Origin of the sequence: Streptomyces coffeae (assembly GCF_016741875.1) — a bacterium.
GTDB classification, from domain to species: Bacteria; Actinomycetota; Actinomycetes; order Streptomycetales; family Streptomycetaceae; genus Streptomyces; species Streptomyces coffeae.
In genome coordinates, this window is sequence record NZ_JAERRF010000022.1 from 40,273 (window position 1) to 62,456 (window position 22,184).

A 22,184-nucleotide genomic window follows, 5' to 3' on the forward strand; every position below is an offset into this window, starting at 1 on the left:
ACAACCCTGAACCTGGAGCAAGCATGGACTTCGGACTCGTCCTTCAGACGGATCCGCCCGCGTCAGGGGTCGTCGACCTGATGCAACGCGCCGAGAACAACGGCTTCCGCTACGGCTGGACCTTCGACTCCGCCGTGCTGTGGCAGGAGCCCTTCGTCATCTACAGCCGCATCCTGGAACACACCGAGCGGCTGATCGTGGGACCGATGGTCACCAACCCCGGCACCCGTACCTGGGAGGTGACCGCCTCCACCTTCGCCACCCTCAACGACATGTACGGCAACCGCACGGTCTGCGGGATCGGCCGGGGCGACTCCGCGATGCGGGTGGCGGGCCGTAAACCCAACACCCTCGCCCGGCTGGGCGAGGCCATCGACACCATCCGCGATCTGGCCGAGGGCCGCGAGGCGGTCGTGGACGGCAACCCGCTCCACATCCCGTGGATCAAGGACGGCCGGCTCCCGGTGTGGATGGCCGCCTACGGACCCAAGGCACTGGCGCTGACCGGGCAGAAGGCCGACGGCTTCATCCTCCAGCTGGCCGATCCGTTCCTGACGGAGTGGATGGTCAAGGCGGTGCGGGACGCCGCCGCCGAGGCCGGGCGCGACCCGGACGCGGTCACCATCTGCGTCGCCGCGCCCGCGTATGTCGGGGACGACCTCGCCCACGCCCGTGAGCAGTGCCGCTGGTTCGGCGGGATGGTCGGCAACCATGTGGCCGACCTCGTCTCCCGCTACGGAGAGCACTCGGCGGCCGTCCCCGAATCCCTGACCGCGTACATCAAGGACCGGCAGGGCTACGACTACAGCCACCACGGCCGTGCCGATAACCCCGACACCGCGTTCGTCCCCGACGAGATCGTGGACCGCTTCTGTCTGCTGGGCCCGGCGGAGGCGCATATCGAGAAGCTGGAGCGGCTGCGGTCGCTGGGCGTCGACCAGTTCGCCGTCTACGCGATGCACGACGCCAAGGAGTCGACCATCGACGCCTACGGCGAGCGGATCATCCCCGCCCTCGCCGGATAACTCCCCCCGCGGGCCGGTCCGTTCAGGGCCGGTCCGCGGTTCTCTCGCACCCTTGTCCGGCCGACCGCGACCTCCTGGTCCCCGCACGGCCGCGTTCGCTTCTCCGCGCCCCGCGCTTCCCCTCTCCCCATCCCGAAGAAGAGGGTCGTCATGACCGCTACCGCACCTCCCCCCGCCGAGCCCGCCCAGACCACCCACCCCGACGGCCGCGTCGAGCTGCTGCCCGGCACCTCCCTGGCCGACAGCCGCTTCAGCAACGAGGATCTGCGGCCGGTGCCGGTGGCCGAACGCCGCTGGACCACCTACAACTTCACCGCGCTGTGGGTCGGCATGGCCCACAACATCCCCTCCTGGACCCTCGCCTCCGGTCTGGTCGCCCTCGGCATGGACTGGAAGCAGGCCGTCTTCACCATCGCCCTGGCCAATGTCATCGTGCTGCTGCCGATGCTGCTCACCGGCCATGCCGGGCCCAAGTACGGCATCCCGTTCCCGGTGCTGGCACGCGCCTCGTTCGGGCTGCGCGGCGCCAACCTCCCCGCGCTGATCCGGGCCGCCGTGGCCTGTGCCTGGTTCGGGATCCAGACCTGGATCGGCGGACAGGGCATCTACATCCTGCTGGGCAAGGTCTTCGGTGGCGGCTGGGCGAAGGCCGGGGAGGTCGGCGGCTACCCCTGGACCCTGTGGCTGTGCTTCCTCGTCTTCTGGGCGCTGGAACTGGCCATCATCTACCGGGGCATGGAGACCCTGAGGCGGTTCGAGAACTGGGCCGCGCCCTTCGTGCTCGTCGGGGCCGTGGTGCTGCTGGTCTGGATAGCCGTCAAGGCGGGCGGTTTCGGCTCGCTGCTCGACCAGCCCTCCAAGCTGGGCTGGGGCAGTGACTTCTGGCCCGTCTTCTTCCCCGCCCTCATGGGCATGATCGGTTTCTGGGCCACCCTCTCCCTCAACATCCCCGACTTCACCCGCTTCGGCGCGGGCCAGCGGGCGCAGGTGTGGGGCCAGTCGCTGGGCCTGCCCACCACCATGACGGCCTTCGCCCTGCTGTCGGTCTTCGTCACCTCCGGCTCCGAGGCCGTCTACGGCGAGGCCATCTGGGACCCGGTGGCACTCGCGGGCAAGACGGACAATGTCTTCGGTCTGCTCTTCGCGCTGGTGACGGTGCTGATCGCCACCATCTCGGTGAACATCGCGGCCAATGTCGTCTCGCCCGCCTACGATCTGGCCAATCTGGCACCGAAGCTCATCACCTTCCGCACCGGGGCGCTGATCACCGGCATCGTCGGTGTGGTGATCTTCCCGTGGAAGCTCACCTCCACCCCGGAGCTGTACATCTTCACCTGGCTCGGAGTGGTCGGCGGACTGCTGGGCACGGTCGCCGGGGTGCTGATCGCCGACTACTGGATCATCCGCCGTACGGTGCTGGACCTCGCCGATCTCTACCGGCCCGGTGGCCGTTACTGGTACGCCTCCGGCTGGAACTGGCGGGCCGTGGTCGCCTTCGCGGTCGGCGGGGTGCTCGCGGTGGGCGGCTCGTACTCCCAGCCCGGAAAGGGCCCGTTCCCGCAGGACGGGATGATTCCGTTCCTCCAGCCGCTGGCCGACTACGGCTGGGCGGTCGGGCTCGGGGCGTCCCTCGTGCTCTACACCGTGCTGATGTTGCCCGGAGCCGCCCGGCACCGCACCGGCTGACCGTCGGCGTCCCCCGGTCTCGGACGGGGGCCGGGGTCGGACGGGGGCCGGGGTCGGTCAGGGGGTTCACCTGGGTGTCACCGTCCGGCCGCCACCGGTCCACCGGCTGTCGGAGCGACATGGTTCGATGAGCGCATGATCGATCAATTTCTCGCGGGTGATCTCTCCGCGGTCGAGGAGGCGGTCCGCAAGGCGGCCGCCGCCGAGATCATGCCGCGCTTCCGGCAGCTCGACGATCACGAGATCGTCGAGAAGAACGGCCCGCACGACCTCGTCACCACCGCCGACCGGCTGGCCGAGCAGCATCTGGCGGCCTCCCTGACCAGCTTGCTGCCCGGCTCGGCCGTCGTGGGCGAGGAGGGTGTGCACGCCGACCCCTCGGTCCTCGACGCGCTCGGCGGAGACGCCCCGGTGTGGATCGTCGACCCGGTCGACGGCACCCGGCAGTTCGTGCACGGGGACCCGGGCTTCTCGACCCTCGTGGCCCTCGCCCACCACGGTGAACTGCTGGCCTCCTGGACCTTCGCCCCGGCGCTGGACGAGATGGCCGTGGCCCGGCGCGGCCAGGGCGCCTGGCTCAACGGCGAGCCGATCCGATCCGGCTCCCCGGAGCCCGGCACGGTCCTCGAAGTGGCCATCTCCCACTACGACTTCACCACGGACGCGGAGAAGCGCGCCCTGTCCGGTCTGCACACCCCGGGCGCCCGGCCGCGGCCCTGCGGTTCGGCCGGTCTGGAGTATCTGAAGGTGGCCCGCGGTGAGCTCGACGCCCTTGCCTTCACCTGGGAGAACGCCTGGGACCACGCCGCGGGACTGCTGCTGGTCGCCGAGGCGGGCGGCGCAAGCGCCACACTGACCGGCGAGTCGTTCCGTATCACCGGCGGAAACGCGCTTCCTTTCGCAGCGGCCCGGGACGAGGCGACCGTACGGCATATCCTGGGCCTGCTGGCCACCGCCGGCTGATCGTTTCACTGATCCTCACAGGCGAGGAGGAGGCCGACGTGCCGTCGATGCTCGACGCGGTTGTGGTGGGTGCCGGACCGAACGGGCTGACCGCGGCCGTCGAACTCGCCCGCCGCGGCTGTGCGGTGGAGGTCTTCGAAGCGGCCGACGCGATCGGCGGCGGCTCCCGCACCGAGGAGCTCACCCTCCCCGGCTTCCGCCACGACCCCTGCTCCGCCGTGCATCCCCTCGCGGTCGGCTCCCCGGCCTTCGACCGGATGCCGCTGGCCCGGCACGGCCTGGAGTGGCTGCACCCCGAGCTGCCGCTGGCCCACCCCTTCCCGGACGGCTCCGCCGCGGTGCTGGCCCGCTCGGTCGGCGAGACGGCCATGTCGCTCGGACCGCGCGACGCCGGGACCTACCGGCGGCTGATCGCGCCCTACCTCGGCAGCTGGCACACCTTCGCCCCCGACGTCCTGCGCACCCAGTGGGACGGGGTGCCGCGTGACCCGGTCACCTGGGTCCGCTTCGGGCTGCACGCCCTCCAGCCCGTCGGCCTCCTCACCCGCCGCTTCCGCGACGAGAAGGCGAAGGCCCTGTTCAGCGGGCTCGCCGGACATGTCATCGCGCCGACCAGCGCCCTCACCACGGCGGGCCCCGCGCTGATCTTCGCGATCGCCGCCCATGAGGTCGGCTGGCCGGTGCCGCGGGGCGGCTCCCAGTCCATCGCGGACGCCCTCGGCTCGTATCTGCGGGAGCAGGGCGGCGCGATCCATGTCGGCACCCCCGTCAAGCGGCTCGACGAGCTGCCGCCCGCCCGCGCGTATGTCTTCGACACCTCGCCCACCGCGCTGGCCCGGATCGCCGGACTGGGCAACGCCTTCGGCCACTACCGCTATGGGGCCTCCGTCTTCAAGATCGACTACGCGCTGGACGGCCCGGTGCCGTGGACCGCGCCCGACGCCCGCCGCGCCGGGACCGTCCACATCGGTCCCACCGCGGGCGAGATCGGCGCGGCGCTGCGGGCCGCCACCGAGGGCCGCGAGCCGAGCGTGCCCTTCCTGATCAGCGCCCAGCCCTCCCTGCTCGACCCCTCCCGCGCCCCCGAGGGCAAGCACACCTTCTGGGTCTACGGCCATGTGCCCAGCGGCTGGACGGGCGATGCCACGGAGGCCATCGAGCGGCAGATCGAGCGCTTCGCGCCCGGCTTCCGCGATCTCGTCCTGGCTCGTGCGGTGGCCGGACCGCCCGAACTGGCCGCGCGCAACGCCAACTACGTGGACGGCGACATCGCCTGTGGTGCCTTCGCGGGCGTCCAGGCGGTGATACGGCCCCGGCTGGCCCGCGTCCCGTACGCCACCCCTCACCCCGCCGTCTTCCTGTGCTCCTCGGCCACCCCGCCCGGTCCGGGCGTCCACGGGATGTCCGGGCACCACGCGGCGCGGGCGGTGTGGCGGAGGCTGCGGCAGCGGCGGTAGCGCCGTCCGCACGGCGATGCCCGCCGTTCCCCCGGTCCCTCAGTGCGGAATGGTGTCGATGACCTCGCGGGCGCCCTGGCGCAGCAGCGCCACCGCCACCGAGGTGCCCAGGGTGGCCGGGTCCAGCGGGCCCGCCCACTCATGGGCGTCCAGCACCGTCTTGCCGTCCGGGCTGAACACCCGGGCGCGCAGCGACAGCCGCCCGTCGCGCTCGGCCTTGGCGAAGCCCGCGATGGGGGAGTTGCAGTGCCCCTGGAGGACATGCAGCAGCATCCGCTCCGCGGTGACCTCCTTCCACGCGTCGGTGTCACCGAGCCCGGAGACGGCCTCGATCGTGGCGGTGTCGTCCTCCCGGCACTGGAGTCCGAGCACCCCGGCGCCGATCGGCGGGCACATGGTGTCGACGGAAAGGATCTCGCTGATCCGGTCCGTACGGCCGATGCGCTCCAGCCCGGAGACGGCCAGCAGCAGCGCGTCCGCGTCGCCCGCGTCCAGCTTCTCCAGACGGCGGTTGGCGTTGCCGCGCATCGGCACGCACTGGACATGCGGGTGGGTGACGGCGAGTTGGGCGACCCGCCGCACCGAGGAGGTGCCGATCCGGGCGCCCTCGGGCATCTGGTCGAGGGTCAGCCCCTCGGGGTGGATCACGGCGTCGCGGATGTCGTCCCGCTTGAGGTAGGCGGCGAAGACGGTGCCCGCGGGCAGCGGCCGGTCGGCGGGGACGTCCTTGATGCAGTGCACGGCCAGATCGGCCTCGCCCGCCAGCAGCGCCGCGTCGACCTCCTTGGTGAACGCGCCCTTCCCGCCCAGCTTCGACAGATCGCCCATCCACCGGTCACCGGAAGTGGTGACCGGCACCACCTCGGTACGGATTCCGGGGTGGAGGGCCGCGAGTTCGGCGCGGACCCGCTCGACCTGAGCCAGAGCCATGGGGGAGGAACGGGAGACGATGCGGATGAGGTCGGTGGACGACATGGCGTACACGATAGAGCGTCCGGGCCGGGGGCCTGACCACGATGTGGATGAGGTGACGAGCCGCACGTCCGTCTCCGGGGGACCGGGTCGGGACGGAACCACTCCATCGGTCAGGCCGTACGGGGACGCGAGAGCTGCCAGGTGGCCGAAATCGTCATGCTGGCCTGTCCGTTGGCGCCGACGATGCCCAGTTTGAGGTCCTGGCCGACCTGCACCCCGAACTGCACCTGGATTTCGTCGGGCGGGTTCGGCGCGGCGGACACCGCGTCATGGACCTCCTGCAACAGCGGGCCCAGCGGCCGCAGTACGGTCCGCAGCCCTTCCGTCACCAGCACCGTGGCCGGACGCCGGGCCCGGGACACCGGTGTCACCCCGCCGATCCCGCCGGGCAGCGGGTCCGCCGCCGTACCGGCTTCGGGGCTGCCGTTGGCGGTGGCCACGGGGGTCAGCTCAAGACGTACGGGGGTGCCATCGGAAAGCGGGATCTCGGCGTAGTCCGTCACCTGACCATGATGCCGATCCCGGCACCGCCGGTCTGCCCGTTTGATACAACATCCCTCGTCGGACAGGGCGGTTCCGCCCCCGGCCGACGTCCATGTCGGATTTCCGCGAGCACCGCCCCATCCGTCGGCGGATGCTGGAGACATGCACACCGACACCGACCGGTGCCTGCGCGCGGCGCAGGCCAAAGACGCCCGCTTCGACGGATGGTTCTTCATCGCCGTCGTCACCACCGGTATCTATTGCCGTCCGAGCTGCCCGGTCGTCGGTCCGAAGCCCGAGAACATGCGGTTCTACCCCAGCGCCGCCGCCGCCCAGCAGGCCGGATTCCGGGCCTGTAAACGGTGTCGCCCCGACGCCGGCCCCGGCTCCCCGCAGTGGAACGAGCGCGCGGACCTGGTGGCCCGCGCCATGCGACTGATCGCGGACGGCGTGGTGGACCGGGACGGGGTGCCGGGTCTTGCCGCGCGGCTCGGCTACAGCACCCGCCAGATCGAGCGCCAGCTCCTCGCCGAGCTGGGCGCGGGGCCGCTGGCGCTGGCCCGCGCCCAGCGGGCGCAGACCGCGCGGCTGCTCATCGAGACCAGCCCGCTGCCGATGGCCGATATCGCCTTCGCCGCCGGGTTCGCCAGCATCCGCGCCTTCAACGAGACCGTGCGCGAGGTCTTCGCGCTCACCCCGACCGAGCTGCGGCAGCGAGCCAGAAGCGGTCCGCAGCCCGCCGTCCCCGGTGCGCTGACCCTGCGGCTGCCCTTCCGGGCGCCGCTGTGCCCCGACAACCTCTTCGGACATCTGGCCGCCACCGCGGTCCCCGGTGTGGAGGAGTGGCGCGACGGCGCGTACCGGCGGACGCTGCGGCTGCCGTACGGGCCCGGGGTGGTCGCCCTGAGCCCGCGCCCGGACCACATCGCCTGTCAGCTCTCGCTCGCCGATCTGCGGGATCTGGCCGGGGCGATCAGCCGCTGCCGCCGCCTGCTGGATCTCGACGCCGACCCGGCCGCCGTGGACGAACTGCTGCGCTCCGACGAGCAGCTCGCCCCGCTGGTCGACAAGGCCCCGGGGCGGCGGGTGCCGCGCACGGTGGACGCCGAGGAGTTCGCGGTGCGCGCCGTACTCGGCCAGCAGGTGTCCACGGCGGCGGCCCGTACCCACGCCGGCCGTCTGGTGACCGCCCACGGCGAGCCCGTGGAGGACCCGGCGGGCGGACTGACCCATCTCTTCCCGACCGCGGGGGACCTGGCCGGACTCGACCCGGCGGCACTGGCCATGCCGCGCACCCGCCGCGCCACGCTCACCGGCCTGGTCGACGCCCTCGCCGAGGACCGTGTCGCGCTCGGCATCGGCGCCGACTGGGACGAGGCCCGCGCCGGTCTCGCCGCGCTGCCCGGCCTCGGCCCGTGGACCGTCGAGGTCATCGCGATGCGCGCGCTCGGCGACCCGGACGCCTTCGTCCCGACCGACCTCGGGGTGCGGCGGGCGGCCGGGCACCTGGGCATGCCCGCCACCCCGGGAGCCCTCACCCGTTGGTCCACGCGGTGGCGGCCGTGGCGGGCGTACGCCGTCCAGTACCTGTGGGCGACGGACGAGACGCACGCGATCAACCGACTGCCGGCGCCCTGACGCCGGGGCCCGGAAAGCGCCCCAGGAAAACGCTCCCGCAATCCCCGACAAGGACACCCGACATGACCACCCGCACCCACACCGTCATCGACAGCCCCGTCGGCCCGCTCACCCTGGTCGCCACCGGCGCTGCGCTCAGCGGTCTCTACATGACCGAGCAGCGGCACCGCCCGCCCGAGGAGAACTTCGGCGCGCCCGGCGACCCCGACGACGCGCCGTTCGCCGAGACCGCCCGTCAGCTCGCCTCCTACTTCGCGGGCGACCTGACCGACTTCGACCTGCCCCTGAAGCTGACCGGTACGCCCTTCCAGCGGCGCGTCTGGGAGGAGCTGTGCCGTATCCCGTACGGCGAGACGCTCTCCTACGGGCAGCTCGCCGACCGCATCGGGCAGCCCACCGCGTCCCGCGCCGTCGGTCTGGCCAACGGCAAGAACCCGGTGGGCATCGTCGTCCCCTGCCACCGCGTCGTCGGCTCCACCGGCAGCCTCACCGGCTACGGCGGCGGACTCGACCGCAAGCGCCGACTCCTGGACTTCGAGAGCGGATCCGGACTCGTCGGCGTCTGGGACCTCGTGGGCTGACGCGGCTCGGCGCGGCGGGTCAGCCGCCCGCCGCGATCCGGTCCAGCAGGGCGGGAAGTGCCTCACCGATGGGGTCACGGACGACCTCGTCCGCGATCTCGTCGTACGGGGTCGGCTCGGCGTTGACGATGATCAGCCGGGCGCCGCTCTCCGCCGCCATCCCGGCGAGGGAAGCCGCGGGCTGCACCTGGAGGCTGGTGCCGACCGCGATGAAGATCTCGCAGGCCCGCGCCACCGCGACCGCCTCGGTCAGCACCTCGGGGTCCAGGCTCTGCCCGAACATCACCGTCGCCGACTTCAGGATCCCGCCGCACTCCTCGCATGCCGGGTCCGGATCGCCGGACTCCACCCGCTCCAGGGCGTCCGTCATCGCCGAGCGCGCGTGGCAGACCGTGCACTGCACGACCCGTGCGGTGCCGTGCAGTTCGAGCACCTTGCGCGCGGGCAGCCCGGCGAGCTGGTGCAGCCCGTCCACGTTCTGGGTGATCACCCGCACCGGCACCCCGGACCGCTCCAGCCGCACCACGGCCTCGTGCGCCCCGTTCGGCCGGGCGTGCAGCGCCTTGCTGCCGCGCCGCATCTGCCAGGAGCGGCGCCGGATCTCCGGGTCGGTCATGTAGTAGTCGTACGTCACGAGCTTCTCGGCCTCCGGGTCTTGCCGCCACAGCCCCTGCGGGCCGCGGTAGTCGGGGATCCCGGAGTCCGTGGAGATGCCCGCCCCGCTCAGGATCGCCACCAGGGGCCGGTGCTGTGTCTCGCTGCTCATGCCGCCGAGCGTACGCAGCCGGTGCGACCAGGGGCGACCGCGTTTTGCCGGACGTAGCGGCCTTCACCCCCACGGTGGGGATTCGCCGATTCCGGTCACATGGCGTGACCGGCCGGTCCTACGCTGCCCGAAAATCATTCCGACGCAGCGGAGGGGACCGATGGCGGATCCGCACGACGAGGACGCGGGCGACGGCGCGGTGGACCTGTTCCGCGCGCTGGGACGGCAGATCAAGGTGTTACGGGAGCGGGGCGGGCTGAGGCAGAAGGAGTTGGGGGAGCGGCTCGGCTACTCGGAGGCGACCATCTCGTCGGTCGAGCGGGGGCTGCGGGTTCCGCAGCCGGAGCATCCCTTCGGGGGCCGGGACGTTCAGCGTGGCCAGTTGGAACGCTTGTTCGAGACAGCACGGATGCGTAACGTCGAAGTGCAGATCATGCCGACGGACAGCGAAGAGCACGCGGGAATGGGCGGTCCGTTCACGCTTCTCACTCCCAAGGGACGTTCGCAGGTTGCCTACTTGGAAGTGCAGAACCTCAGCCGACTGATCACAGACGCCGAGGAAGTGCGCATCCTGGCAGCGAAGTATGGAAGCATCCGCTCGCAGGCACTCACACCACGTGAGTCTCTGCTCTTGCTCGAGAAGATGCTGGGGGAGCTATGAACATCGAGAACGGCACGCCGCTCGACTGGTTCAAGAGCAGCTACAGCGGTGACGAGGGCGGTGAGTGTGTCGAGGTCGCTGTCAGCGAACGAATAGTCCACGTGCGGGACTCCAAGGACGTGACGCGTCCTCATCTGACCGTCGGCCGGGCCGACTGGACCCGCTTCGTGCGTTACGTCGCGACGAGCTGAGCGCCCGCCACTGCCAGGCGGTGGGTGCGGGCCGCCAGGTCGCTGATGCGGGCGTCGTCGAAGCCGAAGACCGCGCTGCGCAGGCGGTCTTCGAGCGGGTCGGTCCACTGCCGCGGGATCGCCTCCGCACCGCACAGGACGCCCGCGACCGAGCCCGCCGTCGCGCCGTTGGAGTCGGTGTCGAGACCGCCGCGGACGGTCAGGGTGATCGTGGAGGTGAAGTCCCCGGCACCGTAGAGCAGTCCGGTGGTGATGACGGCGGCGTTGGGGACGACGTGGATCCAGGGGAGGCCGACCGTCTCCCGTTCCAGCTGGTCCAGGGCGTTCGCCCAGCTCACGCCCGCGTCGTACAGGGACGCCGCGCGGCGGACGACGCGGGCCAGGCGGCAGCGCGGGGGGATGGGGGTCAGGGCCTCCTCGACGGCGGCGCGGGGGCCGTCGGCGGTGAAGGCGGCGGCGATCAGGGCGGCCGCCCACATCGCGCCGTACACCCCGTTGCCGGTGTGGGACAGCACGGCGTCGCGTCGTGCCATCCCGGCGGCGCGGCGCGGGTCGCCGGGGTTGACCCAGCCGTGGATGTCGGCGCGGATCAGGGCGCCGATCCACTCCTGGTACGGGTTGTCGAGCGTGGCACTGAGCGGCGGCTTCACCCCGGCCGCGAGATTGCGGTACGCGACGCGCTCGGCGGTGAACGTCTGGAGGTACGGCAGACACAGCAGCCACAGCTCGCCGACCTGCTCGGTGGTGAAGCCGAAGCCGTGGGTCTCCAGCAGGTGCAGCCCCAGGACGGAGTAGTCCACGTCGTCGTCGCGGCAGCTGCCGTGGATCCGGCCGCGGGTGCACTCCTGCCACTCGGGGCGCAGCTCGAACTCCACCGGGTCCGGTGGCGGCTCCAGCACGGGCAGATAGTCGGTCAGCGGCAGGGCACCGGCGCGGCGCAGATAGCGGTCGATGCGGTCACGGGTCCAGTGATCGCCCCGCTCGACGGGTTTGCCCAGCATGTTCCCGGCGACGCGGCCGAGCCAGCCGCCATGGATCCGGTCCGCGAGTGCGCTGCCGCTGAGGCCCATGTGTCAGGTGTACCGGAGTCCAGGGCGAAGCGCGCGGGAAAGGCGCCCGGGAAAGCGGTGGTGGGCAAGGGGCTTGGCGGCGGATAGGGTCACAGCGGCGCGACTGCCTGTTCGGAAGCAAGGGGTTACCAAGGTGACGGACGAGGAAAAGGCAGAGCCGACGAAGACATGGGCCGAGGGGCAGGCCACCCGGCCGACACGCGTGTTGATCGCCGCGGACAAGTTCAAGGGCTCGCTCACCGCCGTGCAGGTCGCCGAGCATGTGGCGGCCGGGCTGCGCCGGGGCGCGGCGGACGGGGCCGAGCTGGAGATCGTGTCGCTGCCGGTCGCCGACGGCGGTGACGGCACGGTGGGCGCGGCGGTCGCGGCCGGATTCGAGCGACGCGAGGTGACGGTCACCGGGCCGCTGGGCGCCCCGGTGACGGCCGCGTACGCGCTGCGCGGGGCCACGGCCGTGGTCGAGATGGCCGAGGCGTCCGGGCTGCGGCACCTCCCGGCAGGGGTGTACGCACCGCTGACCGCGACCACCTACGGCAGCGGTGAGCTGCTGCGCGCGGCCCTGGACGCGGGGGCGCGCCGTATCGTCTTCGGCGTCGGCGGCAGCGCCACCACCGACGGCGGCGCGGGCATGCTCGGCGCGCTGGGGGCGCGGCTGCTGGATGCCGAAGGTAAGCCCGTCGCCCCGGGCGGCGGTCCGCTGCGCGACCTGGCCACGGCGGATCTGACCGGCCTCGACCCCCGGCTGGCGGCCACCGAGATCGTGTTGGCCAGCGATGTCGACAATCCGCTGACCGGTCCGAAGGGCGCCGCGGCGGTCTATGGCCCGCAGAAGGGCGCGGGCGAGGAGGATGTCGACGCGCTGGACGCCGCGCTGGCGCACTACGTACGGGTGCTGGAGCGCACGGTCGGCCCCCGGGCCGCCGACTGCGCCCAGGCGCCCGGCGCGGGCGCGGCGGGCGGCATCGGCTTCGGCGCGCTCCTGGGTCTGGGCGCGGGCTTCCGCCCCGGTATCGAGGTGATGCTGGAGGTGCTCGGCTTCGCGGCGGCGCTGGAAGGCGCGGACCTGGTGATCACGGGCGAGGGTTCGCTCGACGAGCAGACCCTGCACGGCAAGGCCCCGGCGGGCGTGGCCACGGCGGCGCGGGCCCACGGCATCGAGGTCGTGGCGGTCTGCGGCCGCCTCGCCCTCTCCCCGTCGGCCCTGGGCAACGCCGGCATCCGCCGCGCCTACCCGCTGACCGATCTGGAACCGGACCCGTCCCGCTGCATTGCCCAGGCGGGCCCCCTCCTGGAACGCACCGCGGAACGCCTGGCGGCGGACTTCCTCGGCTGACGTCGGCGCATTCAGCCAGTGGGCACGGGTGCGTACCCGTACCTTGCTGCCATGAGCGGAAGGAGCCTCCTCATGTCCGATGCGAACATCCGCATCCCCACGGAAGCGAGAGACCGGCTCCTCGACCTGGACCTGCCTGCCGACCGCGCCGTGGCGCAGGTGCGCGTTCTCGACCTCGGGTCATAGGCGGGGCGGCGCGTACCCCGGCACGACTGCCGAGCACCGGAAAACCGGAAAAAGGGGTGGGGCCCGAGCGATCTCGCTCGAGCCCCACCCCGTATGCGCATGGCGCACCGGAAGGCCGGTTTACGGAACCTGCGCCGCCCGGGCCTCGCGGCGGTTGTCGCGGAAGGCGTTGACCCGGCGGGCGGTGGCGAAGAGCGGAATCACCGCGCCCATGACCACCTGGAGGGCGCAGGCCGACTGGAGCAGCAGCTCGCCGCCGGGGGCCTCGAAGGCCCAGGCCGCCAAGAGGGCCATGCTGGTGACGATCCAGCCGAGCATGGCCACCGCGAGGCGGCCGCGCGGCTTGGGGTACTCCACCCGGCTCACCATCAGCCAGGCGACCCCGATGATCGCCAGCAGGGTCGGTACGAAGGGCAGGCCCAGCAGGACCACCGAGACGACCGTCAGCGCGCCGAAGGGGCTCGGCATGCCCTGGAACACTCCGTCACGCAGCGTGACACAGGAGAATCTCGCCAGCCGTAGCACCACCGCCAACAGCACCACGATGGCGGCCACCGCCGACACCCGCTGATAGGCGTGATTGTCGACCATGCCCCAGACCAGCACGAAGTACGCCGGGGCGAGACCGAAGCTGATCAGGTCCGAGAGGTTGTCCAGCTCCGCGCCCATCGCCGAGCTGCGCAGCTTGCGCGCGACAAGCCCGTCGAAGAGGTCGAAGACCGACGCCAGCAGCATCAGCATCACCGCCGAGGCGGCGCTGTGCCGCGTCATGCCGCCGTCCTCGCTGCCCGTGAGATGCGGGATGAGAACGCCGGTGGTGGTGAAGTACACCGCCAGGAAGCCGCAGGTGGCGTTGCCGAGGGTGAGGGTGTCGGCTATCGACAGTCGTGTCGACAGCGGCATGTCGTCCGTCTCGTCGATGTCGTCCACCTCGGCTTCGGGAACCCAGGAAGCCTGTGTATCCGGATCAATCACGGTCAAGGCGAGTCACCCCCGCGGTGGTGGCCTGGCCGACCTCGACCGCGACGTCGACACCTTCGGGGAGGTAGATGTCCACGCGCGAGCCGAAGCGGATGAGACCGATCCGCTCACCCTGTTCGACCTTCGTGCCCTGCGGCACATAGGGGACGATACGCCGGGCGACGGCACCGGCGATCTGGACCATCTCGATGTCACCGAGCTCGGTGTCGAAGTGCCACACCACGCGCTCGTTGTTCTCGCTCTCCTTGTTGAAGGCGGGAACGAAGCCACCGGGGATGTGCTCGACCGAGGTCACCGTGCCGGCGAGCGGGGCCCGGTTGACATGGACATTGAGCGGACTCATGAAGATCGCGACGCGGGTGCGTCCGTCCTTCCAGGGCATGATGCTCTGCACCACACCGTCGGCGGGGGAGATCACCCGGCCCTGGGTGATCTCTCGCTCCGGGTCGCGGAAGAACCACAGCATGCCCGCCGCGAGCGCGGTGGCGGGCACGGCGGCCGCCGCCCAGCGGCCGGAGCGACGAGCGCGAATGAGACTGACCGCCGCGGTGGCGACGGTCGGGAGGAGCCACGGCGATGCTCCGCGTGCGAGGCGTACGCCGAGCAGGCTGTCGCGTTGTGCAGAGGTATGGCTGTGGGGCATGGATGACCTTCGTAGCGGAGGATGCCGCGACGCAAGACTGGGGACGGCGGCTTTCCGGGATGGTATCGGTTGCGAGCGGTAACTGGGCAAGCGCCAGGGCCTGTCGGTGGCCGAAGATCCCTGGCGCGGTGTGACCTTCTTCTCTCGGATACCACCCCAAAAGGGACGTTCAGCCTTGGGTTCGGTATTCCTCCAGGAGTCGTCGGCCAATAATCATTTTCTGGATCTCAGCGGTGCCTTCGCCGATGAGGAGCATCGGTGCCTCACGGTAGAGGCGCTCGATCTCGTATTCCTTGGAGAAACCGTAGCCCCCATGGATGCGGAAGGCGTCCTCCACGACCTCTTTGCAGTACTCCGACGCCAGGTACTTCGCCATTCCCGCCTCGAGATCGTTGCGTGCGCCCGCGTCCTTCTTGCGGGCCGCATTGACCATCATCGCATGAGCCGCCTCGACCTTTGTTCCCATTTCGGCCAGTTTGAACTGGATGGCCTGGTGCTGGGCGATCGCCTTCCCGAAGGTGTGCCGTTCTTGTGCGTATGCAACGCCCAGCTCAAATGCGCGTTGTGCCACGCCACAGCCACGGGCGGCCACATTGACCCGGCCGACCTCGACTCCGTCCATCATTTGGTAAAAACCGCGATTGGGGGAGCCGCCGAGGACCCGATCGGCCGGAATGCGCAGTCCGTCCATGATCAGCTCGGTGGTGTCGACGCCCTTGTAGCCCATCTTCTCGATCTTGCCGGGGATGGTCAGACCCGGCCTGACCTCGCCGAAGCCCGGCTCCTTCTCGACCAGGAAGGTGGTCATCGACTTATGCGGGGCGGCGCCCTCCGCGGCCCCCTCGGGGGTCCGGCACAACACCGCCACCAGCGTTGAGCTGCCGCCGTTGGTCAGCCACATCTTCTGGCCGTTGAGAACGTAGTCGTCGCCGTCCCGCACCGCCTTGCTGGTGATCGCGGACACATCGGAGCCCAGCCCCGGCTCCGACATCGAGAAGGCGCCCCGGATCTCGCCCAGCGCCATCTTGGGCAGGAAGTAGTCCTTCTGCTCCTGGGTGCCGTGCTGCTTGAGCATGTACGCCACGATGAAGTGGGTGTTGATGATGCCGGACACGCTCATCCAGCCGCGCGCGATCTCCTCCACACACAGTGCGTAGGTGAGCAGTGACTCACCCAGACCGCCGTATTCCTCCGGGATCATCAGCCCGAAGATGCCGAGATCCTTCAGGCCCTCGACGATCGCGGTCGGGTATTCGTCGCGGTGCTCCAGCTCGGTGGCGACCGGCAGGATCTCCTTGTCGACAAACTCCCTGACCGTGGAGAGGATCTCCCGCTGGATGTCGGTCAGGCCCTCGGTCTGCGCGAGACGGCTCATGTCACTGCTCTCCCAGCTCCGGGCGGCCCGGCTGCTCGCCGCCGCGCTCCTTGATGTACGTCGCGGTGGGCACCATCACCTTGCGGCGGAAGACACAGACGAGCGTGCCGTCCTGCTTGTAGCCCTTGGTCTCCACATACACGATGCCCCGGTCGTTCTTGGACTTCGACGGCGTCTTGTCCAGAACCGTGGTCTCGCCGTAGATCGTGTCGCCGTGGAAGGTCGGCGCGACATGCTTCAGTGACTCGATCTCCAGATTGGCGATGGCCTTTCCGGAGACGTCCGGCACCGACATGCCCAGCAGCAGCGAGTAGATGTAGTTCCCGACCACGACGTTCTTGCCGAAGTCGGTCGTCTTCTCGGCGTAGTTGCTGTCCATGTGCAGCGGGTGATGGTTCATGGTGAGCAGACAGAAGAGGTGGTCGTCGTACTCGGTGACCGTCTTCCCGGGCCAGTGCTTGTAGACGGCCCCGACCTCGAACTCCTCATAGGTGCGCCCGAACTGCATGCTCACGCCTCCGGGATCTCGAACGTGCTGGTGCGCTTCATCCCGGCGGCGCGGCCCTTGCCGGAGATGACCAGGGCCATCTTGCGGCTGGCCTCGTCGATCATCTCGTCGCCGAGCATCGCCGAGCCCTTCTTGCCGCCCGCCTCGGACGTGTAGTAGTCGTACGCGTCCAGGATCAGCTCGGCGTGGTCGTAGTCCTCCTGGGAGGGCGAGAAGATCTCGTTGGACGCCTCCACCTGGCCGGGGTGCAGCACCCACTTGCCGTCGAAGCCCAGCGCCGCGGCGCGCTGCGCCACCGCGCGGTAGCCGTCGATGTTGCGGATCTGCAGGTAGGGGCCGTCGATCGCCTGGAGGTTGTTGGCGCGGGCGGCCATCAGGATCTTCATCAGGATGTAGTGGTACGCGTCCGCCGGGTAGCCGGGCGGCTGCTCACCCACGACCAGCGACTTCATATTGATGGACGCCATGAAGTCGGCCGGGCCGAAGATGATCGTCTCCACCCGCGGAGAAGCCTGCGCGATCTCGTTGACGTTGTTCAGGCCCTGCGCGTTCTCGATCTGTGCCTCGATGCCGATCCGCCCGACCTCGAAGCCCATCGTCTTCTCGATCTGGGTCAGCAGCAGGTCCAGCGCCACCACCTGCTGGGCGTCCTGCACCTTCGGCAGCATGATGCAGTCGAGGTTCGGGCCCGCGCCCTCGACGACGGTGACGACATCGCGGTACGTCCACTCGGTCGTCCAGTCGTTGACGCGTACCACCCGCGTCTTGCCGGTCCAGTCGCCCTCGTTGAGGAACTTCACGATCGTGTGCCGCGCCCCGGGCTTGGCCAGCGGGGCACAGGCGTCCTCCAGGTCCAGGAAGACCTGGTCGGCCGGGAGCCCCTGCGCCTTCTCCAGGAAGCGCGGGTTGCTGCCCGGCACGGCCAGACAGGAGCGGCGCGGACGCAGCCGGTTGGGCGCGGAGCCGTCGGGGGCGGTCATGCAGGAACCTCCAGAGCGGGAAGCGTGTTCGCGGTGCGGATCTCATCGACAATACGGCCGATGATCTCCGTGATACCGAAATCCTTGGGGGTGAATACGGCGGCGACACCCGCCGCGCGCAGCGCCGCGGCGTCCGCGGCCGGGATGATGCCGCCGACGATGACGGGGATGTCCTGGGCGCCCGCGGCGCGCAGCCGCTCCAGGACGTCCGGTACCAGCTCGGCGTGCGAACCGGACAGGATCGACAGACCCACGCAGTGCACGTCCTCGGCGACCGCCGCCGCCACGATCTGCTCCGGGGTCAGTCTGATCCCCTGGTAGACCACCTCGAACCCGGCGTCCCGGGCCCGTACCGCGATCTGCTCCGCGCCGTTGCTGTGGCCGTCCAGACCGGGCTTGCCGACCAGCAGCCGCAGCCGCCCGCCGCCCAGCTCCGCCGCGGTCTTCTCGACCTTCTCGCGGACGGAGGCGAGCAGGGAACCCGCCTCCGCCGCGACCGCGAGTGGCGCGCCCCCCACCCCCGTGGGGGCGCGGAACTCGCCGAACACATCGCGCAGCGCCCAGGACCATTCGCCCGTGGTGACGCCCGCGCGGGCGCATTCGAGGGTGGCCGCCATCAGGTTCTCGGTGCCCGCGGCCGCCTTCCGCAGCGCCGAGAGGGCCTCCTCGGCCCGGGCGGTGTCCCGCTGTTCGCGCCAGGTGTGCAGGGCCGAGACCACCCGCGCCTCGTTGGCCGGGTCCACCGTCATGATGGCGGTGTCCAGATCGGCGGTGAGCGGGTTGGGCTCGGTGCCCTCGTAGCAGTTGACGCCGACGATCTTCTCCTCGCCGGCCTCGATCCGCGCCCGGCGCTCCGCGTGCGAGGCCACCAGCTGCGCCTTGAGATAGCCGGACTCCACGGCGGACATCGCCCCGCCCATCCCCTGGATCCGCTCGATCTCGGCCTCGGTCTCCTCGACCAGCGCGGCGACCTTGGCCTCGATCACATGGGAACCGGCGAAGACGTCGTCGTACTCCAGCAGATCGCTCTCATGGGCGAGCACCTGCTGGATGCGCAGCGACCACTGCTGGTCCCAGGGGCGCGGCAGCCCCAGGGCCTCGTTCCAGGCCGGGAGCTGGACCGCGCGGGCGCGGGCGTCCTTGGAGAGCGTCACGGCCAGCATCTCCAGCACGATGCGCTGGACGTTGTTCTCCGGCTGCGCCTCGGTCAGGCCGAGCGAGTTGACCTGGACGCCGTAACGGAACCGGCGCTGCTTGGGGTTCTTGATCCCGTACCGCTCCCGGGTGACGCGGTCCCAGATGCGGCCGAAGGCGCGCATCTTGCACATCTCCTCGATGAACCGGACACCCGCGTTCACGAAGAAGGAGATCCGGGCGACCACATCGCCCTTGCGGTCCTCGGGCACCTGTCCGGAGTCGAACACCGCGTCCAGCACCGCGATCGCCGTCGACATCGCGTACGCGATCTCCTGGACCGGGGTGGCCCCGGCCTCCTGGAGGTGGTAGCTGCAAATGTTGATCGGGTTCCACTTGGGGATGTGGTTGACCGTGTACGCGATCATGTCGGTGGTCAGCCGCAGGCTCGGCCCCGGCGGGAAGACATGCGTCCCGCGCGACAGGTACTCCTTGACGATGTCGTTCTGGGTCGTCCCCTGGAGCTTGGAGAGTGCCTCCCCCTCGAGGCCCTGCTCCTCTGCGACCACCTGATACAGCGCCAGCAGCCACATCGCCGTCGCGTTGATGGTCATCGAGGTGTTCATCTGCTCCAGGGGGATGTCCTGGAACAGCCGCCGCATGTCCCCCAGATGGGAGACGGGAACCCCGACCCGGCCCACCTCGCCACGGGCGAGGATGTGGTCGGGGTCGTAGCCGGTCTGGGTCGGCAGGTCGAAGGCGACCGAGAGACCGGTCTGGCCCTTGGCCAGATTGCGCCGGTACAGCTCGTTGGAGGCCTCGGCCGTGGAGTGACCGGCGTACGTCCGCATCAGCCACGGGCGGTCCCGTTCGCGAGGTGAGCCGCTCATCAGATGTCCCGGAAGCGGTTAATGGCGTCGATGTGCTTGGCCCGCATCTCCGGGTCGCGCACGCCCATGCCCTCCTCGGGCGCGAGGGCGAGCACGCCGACCTTGCCCTGGTGCAGATTGCGGTGCACGTCGTACGCGGCCTGGCCGGTCTCGTCCAGCCGGTAGGTCTTGGACAGGGTGGGGTGGATCTTGCCCTTGGCGATCAGGCGGTTGGCCTCCCATGCCTCGCGGTAGTTGGCGAAGTGCGAGCCGACGATCCGCTTCAGCGACATCCACAGATAGCGGTTGTCGTACTCGTGCATGTAGCCCGACGTGGAGGCGCAGGTGGTGATGGTGCCGCCCTTGCGGGTGACGAAGACGCTGGCGCCGAAGGTCTCGCGGCCGGGGTGCTCGAAGACGATGTCGATGTCCTCGCCACCGGTGAATTCGCGGATGCGCTTGCCGAACCGCTTCCACTCGCGCGGGTCCTGGGTGCGCTCGTCCTTCCAGAACTTGTAGTCCTCGGCGTTGCGGTCGATGATCGCCTCGGCGCCCATCTTCCGGCAGATCTCCGCCTTCTGCGGAGAGGAGACGACACAGATCGGGTTGGCGCCACCGGCCAGCGCGAACTGCGTGGCGTAGGAGCCGAGTCCACCGCTGGCGCCCCAGATCAGGACGTTGTCGCCCTGCTTCATCCCGGCGCCGTTGCGGGAGACCAGCTGCCGGTAGGCGGTGGAGTTGACCAGCCCCGGCACGGCCGCCTCCTCCCAGCTGAGGTGTCCGGGCTTGGGCATCAGCTGGTTGGACTTGACCAGGGCGATCTCGGCGAGGCCGCCGAAGTTGGTCTCGAAGCCCCAGATGCGCTGCTCGGGGTCGAGCATGGTGTCGTCGTGGCCGTCGGCGCTCTCCAGCTCCACCGACAGACAGTGGGCCACGACCTCGTCGCCCGGCTTCCAGGCGTTGACTCCGGGGCCGGTGCGCAGCACCACGCCCGCGAGGTCGGAGCCGATCACGTGGTACGGCAGGTCATGCCGCTTGGCGAGGGGGGAGAGCTTGCCGTACCGCTCCAGGAACGCGAAGGTCGACAGCGGTTCGAAGATGGAGGTCCACACCGAGTTGTAGTTGACCGAGCTGGCCATCACGGCGACGAGTGCCTCACCGGGGCCGAGCTCCGGCACCGGGACCTCGTCCACGTGCAGGGACTTGCGGGGGTCCTTCTCCTTGGTGGTCAGGCCGGCGAACATGTCGGCCTCGTCCTTGCGCACGGTCACCGCGCGGTACGACTCGGGGATGCGCAGTGCGGCGAAGTCCTCGGGTCCTGTGTCCGACGCCAGGATCGCGTCAAGTATCTCGTTCATCGGTGCCTCCGGCGAAGCGTCGCATGGGGACGCTTGAGGGAACGCTGGGCTCGTGACGGGTGATGCTGCTGTGCCGTCGGTTCGGCGGAGTGCTGCTCGATGGGCGCGGGTAGCGCCGGGAACGCCTGGTGACGCAGACGCTGTCCGGACGCGCAATACGGTTTGCGGGGACAGCCGGCGCGCGGTGTGTGCAGCACGCCGGCCGTCCGGACACCCTCACCGTATGGCACCCTGTGCCACCCCGCAAGACACTGCGTGCCAACAATTTCTCTCAGTTGTCATCCGCGGTGCACGCATGAGCAAGAACGGCCGCCCCGGATGGGGCGGCCGTTGCTGATGGTGTTCGGTTGTGTGCGTTCCGAAGGGGCGCGGGCTGTGTCGATGTGCGGCTCCGCCGCGTGGGCGCGACCAGCCACGACGCGGCCGCAGACGAACGACGTCACCTCCGCTGCGTTCCCGCGGAGCGTCAGCGCTTGAGGGCCCGCTCGATGGTCCGCATGACCTCGTTCAGCGGCGCGTCGGTACGTGCCACCATCACCACCACATCGTCCTCCTCCTGCGTCGTCACAGCCGCCGACTGGCGCCCCGGGGCGGGGCGTCCGGCGCCGATGCCGGTGCCGAAGGTCTCCCGGACGATGGCGAAGGCGTGGTCGAGCTGGGTCTCCACATCCCCCTCGCCGCCCGCCCGCAGCCAGCGCCGCAGTACGTGGTTGTGCGCCGTGACCACCGCCGAGGCGGCCACCTCCGCCAGCAGCGGGTCGTCATCGCCGTCGTGGTGGGCGCCCTCGTCGAAATGGCCCAGCAGATAGCGGGTGAACAGCCGCTCGTAGCGGGCCACCGAGGCGATCTCCCGCTCCCGCAGCGCGGGCACCTCACGGGTCAGCCGATAGCGCTCCACGGAGACCGCGGGGGAGGCCGCGTACATCCGCATGACCTCCTTGATCCCCCGGCACACCGTGTCCAGCGGGTTCTCGTGCGGCGGGGCCGCGTCCAGCACGGCCGCGGCACGCACCAGCGTGTCGTCGTGGTCCGGGAAGATCGCCTCTTCCTTGGAGCGGAAGTGACGGAAGAAGGTACGCCGGGCCACCCCCGCTCTCGCCGCGATCTCATCGACCGTCGTCGCCTCGTACCCCTGCGTCGCGAACAACTCCATGGCCGCCGCGGCCAGTTTGCGGCGCATGGTCAGACGCTGGGCGGCGGCGCGGCGGCTTCCCGCGCTCTCACCGCCCTCGGAGGAGTGCGACGAATGCGCGGGCTTGCGACGAGCGGCCTTCACGGGCTGGGACATGTGGGGAACGTAACACGCTTGTGAGTGCCGGTG

At 70.4% G+C, this 22,184-nt stretch carries 21 protein-coding genes; 9 read left to right on the forward strand and 12 right to left on the reverse strand.

Features of this window, described 5'->3' with window-relative positions:
* The first annotated feature begins 23 nt into the window (after nt 1-23).
* The 4 genes from JK363_RS29750 to JK363_RS29765 all read left to right on the forward strand — a co-directional run bounded on the left by JK363_RS29750 (nt 24) and on the right by JK363_RS29765 (nt 5,131).
* Nucleotides 24-1,025, forward strand: a complete 1,002-nt coding sequence (locus tag JK363_RS29750; protein WP_201879607.1) for a TIGR03842 family LLM class F420-dependent oxidoreductase — start codon at nt 24-26, stop codon at nt 1,023-1,025.
* A gap of 150 nt (nt 1,026-1,175) precedes the next feature.
* On the forward strand, nt 1,176-2,711 hold the full coding sequence (locus JK363_RS29755; protein WP_201879609.1) for an NCS1 family nucleobase:cation symporter-1: 1,536 nt from the start codon (nt 1,176-1,178) through the stop codon (nt 2,709-2,711).
* Between the two features lie 135 nt (nt 2,712-2,846).
* Nucleotides 2,847-3,674 (forward strand): inositol monophosphatase family protein, encoded by an 828-nt coding sequence (locus tag JK363_RS29760; protein WP_201879611.1) that lies wholly within the window; start codon nt 2,847-2,849, stop codon nt 3,672-3,674.
* A gap of 47 nt (nt 3,675-3,721) precedes the next feature.
* Nucleotides 3,722-5,131: a phytoene desaturase family protein gene (locus tag JK363_RS29765; RefSeq protein WP_201879817.1), complete on the forward strand. Its 1,410-nt coding sequence runs from the start codon at nt 3,722-3,724 to the stop codon at nt 5,129-5,131.
* 39 nt (nt 5,132-5,170) lie between these two features.
* On the opposite strand, the gene hemC is transcribed toward JK363_RS29765, so the two are convergent.
* Together hemC and JK363_RS29775 are read right to left on the reverse strand one after the other, a co-directional pair.
* Nucleotides 5,171-6,106 (reverse strand): hydroxymethylbilane synthase, encoded by a 936-nt coding sequence (gene hemC, locus JK363_RS29770; protein ID WP_201879613.1) that lies wholly within the window; start codon nt 6,104-6,106, stop codon nt 5,171-5,173.
* A 110-nt stretch (nt 6,107-6,216) separates the two neighbouring features.
* A complete protein-coding gene (locus tag JK363_RS29775; RefSeq protein ID WP_201879615.1) occupies nt 6,217-6,609 on the reverse strand; it encodes a CU044_2847 family protein in 393 nt (130 codons plus the stop codon).
* Between the two features lie 142 nt (nt 6,610-6,751).
* Here JK363_RS29775 and JK363_RS29780 point away from each other — a divergent pair, with 142 nt between their 5' ends.
* Both JK363_RS29780 and JK363_RS29785 read left to right on the forward strand, forming a co-directional pair.
* Entirely contained in the window at nt 6,752-8,227 is a 1,476-nt protein-coding gene (locus JK363_RS29780; RefSeq protein ID WP_201879617.1) for a DNA-3-methyladenine glycosylase 2 family protein, read from the forward strand.
* Nucleotides 8,228-8,289: 62 nt separating this feature from the next.
* Nucleotides 8,290-8,808, forward strand: coding sequence for a methylated-DNA--[protein]-cysteine S-methyltransferase (locus tag JK363_RS29785; RefSeq protein WP_201879619.1), 519 nt, complete (start codon nt 8,290-8,292; stop codon nt 8,806-8,808).
* 19 nt (nt 8,809-8,827) lie between these two features.
* Here JK363_RS29785 and JK363_RS29790 read toward each other — a convergent pair whose 3' ends face one another.
* Nucleotides 8,828-9,574 carry an SIR2 family NAD-dependent protein deacylase gene (locus tag JK363_RS29790; protein WP_201879621.1) on the reverse strand — a complete coding sequence of 249 codons (747 nt, stop codon included), beginning with the start codon at nt 9,572-9,574 and terminating at the stop codon, nt 8,828-8,830.
* Between the two features lie 160 nt (nt 9,575-9,734).
* Here JK363_RS29790 and JK363_RS29795 point away from each other — a divergent pair, with 160 nt between their 5' ends.
* Both JK363_RS29795 and JK363_RS29800 read left to right on the forward strand, forming a co-directional pair.
* Nucleotides 9,735-10,235: a Scr1 family TA system antitoxin-like transcriptional regulator gene (locus tag JK363_RS29795; protein ID WP_201879623.1), complete on the forward strand. Its 501-nt coding sequence runs from the start codon at nt 9,735-9,737 to the stop codon at nt 10,233-10,235.
* Nucleotides 10,232-10,426: a DUF397 domain-containing protein gene (locus JK363_RS29800; protein WP_201879625.1), complete on the forward strand. Its 195-nt coding sequence runs from the start codon at nt 10,232-10,234 to the stop codon at nt 10,424-10,426. The genes JK363_RS29795 and JK363_RS29800 overlap by 4 nt, the downstream gene beginning before the upstream one ends.
* On the opposite strand, the gene JK363_RS29805 is transcribed toward JK363_RS29800, so the two are convergent.
* The gene (locus JK363_RS29805) at nt 10,408-11,496 is read right to left on the reverse strand and encodes an ADP-ribosylglycohydrolase family protein (protein ID WP_201879627.1); all 1,089 of its coding nucleotides are present in this window, start codon (nt 11,494-11,496) and stop codon (nt 10,408-10,410) included. The two genes, JK363_RS29800 and JK363_RS29805, sit on opposite strands and share 19 nt — an antisense overlap.
* Before the next feature lie 202 nt (nt 11,497-11,698).
* Between JK363_RS29805 and JK363_RS29810 the strand changes: the two genes are divergently transcribed.
* Nucleotides 11,699-12,829 carry a glycerate kinase gene (locus tag JK363_RS29810; RefSeq protein ID WP_201879819.1) on the forward strand — a complete coding sequence of 377 codons (1,131 nt, stop codon included), beginning with the start codon at nt 11,699-11,701 and terminating at the stop codon, nt 12,827-12,829.
* 306 nt (nt 12,830-13,135) lie between these two features.
* Here the strand turns inward: JK363_RS29810 and pssA are convergent, their stop codons facing one another.
* The 8 genes from pssA to JK363_RS29850 all read right to left on the reverse strand — a co-directional run bounded on the left by pssA (nt 13,136) and on the right by JK363_RS29850 (nt 22,151).
* Nucleotides 13,136-13,996 carry a CDP-diacylglycerol--serine O-phosphatidyltransferase gene (gene pssA / locus JK363_RS29815; RefSeq protein WP_201879629.1) on the reverse strand — a complete coding sequence of 287 codons (861 nt, stop codon included), beginning with the start codon at nt 13,994-13,996 and terminating at the stop codon, nt 13,136-13,138.
* Nucleotides 13,983-14,639, reverse strand: coding sequence for a phosphatidylserine decarboxylase (locus JK363_RS29820; protein ID WP_201879631.1), 657 nt, complete (start codon nt 14,637-14,639; stop codon nt 13,983-13,985). Before JK363_RS29820 ends, pssA begins: the two co-directional genes overlap by 14 nt.
* Before the next feature lie 169 nt (nt 14,640-14,808).
* The gene (locus JK363_RS29825) at nt 14,809-16,014 is read right to left on the reverse strand and encodes an acyl-CoA dehydrogenase family protein (protein WP_201879633.1); all 1,206 of its coding nucleotides are present in this window, start codon (nt 16,012-16,014) and stop codon (nt 14,809-14,811) included.
* Nucleotide 16,015: 1 nt separating this feature from the next.
* The gene (locus JK363_RS29830) at nt 16,016-16,522 is read right to left on the reverse strand and encodes a MaoC family dehydratase (protein WP_201879821.1); all 507 of its coding nucleotides are present in this window, start codon (nt 16,520-16,522) and stop codon (nt 16,016-16,018) included.
* A 2-nt stretch (nt 16,523-16,524) separates the two neighbouring features.
* Nucleotides 16,525-17,502, reverse strand: a complete 978-nt coding sequence (locus JK363_RS29835) for an HpcH/HpaI aldolase/citrate lyase family protein (RefSeq protein WP_201879634.1) — start codon at nt 17,500-17,502, stop codon at nt 16,525-16,527.
* The gene (locus JK363_RS29840; RefSeq protein WP_201879636.1) at nt 17,499-19,526 is read right to left on the reverse strand and encodes an ethylmalonyl-CoA mutase; all 2,028 of its coding nucleotides are present in this window, start codon (nt 19,524-19,526) and stop codon (nt 17,499-17,501) included. The genes JK363_RS29835 and JK363_RS29840 overlap by 4 nt, the downstream gene beginning before the upstream one ends.
* On the reverse strand, nt 19,526-20,863 hold the full coding sequence (ccrA, locus tag JK363_RS29845) for a crotonyl-CoA carboxylase/reductase (RefSeq protein WP_201879638.1): 1,338 nt from the start codon (nt 20,861-20,863) through the stop codon (nt 19,526-19,528). Before ccrA ends, JK363_RS29840 begins: the two co-directional genes overlap by 1 nt.
* A 466-nt stretch (nt 20,864-21,329) precedes the next feature.
* Nucleotides 21,330-22,151 carry a TetR family transcriptional regulator gene (locus tag JK363_RS29850; RefSeq protein ID WP_201879640.1) on the reverse strand — a complete coding sequence of 274 codons (822 nt, stop codon included), beginning with the start codon at nt 22,149-22,151 and terminating at the stop codon, nt 21,330-21,332.
* Nucleotides 22,152-22,184 lie beyond the last annotated feature (33 nt).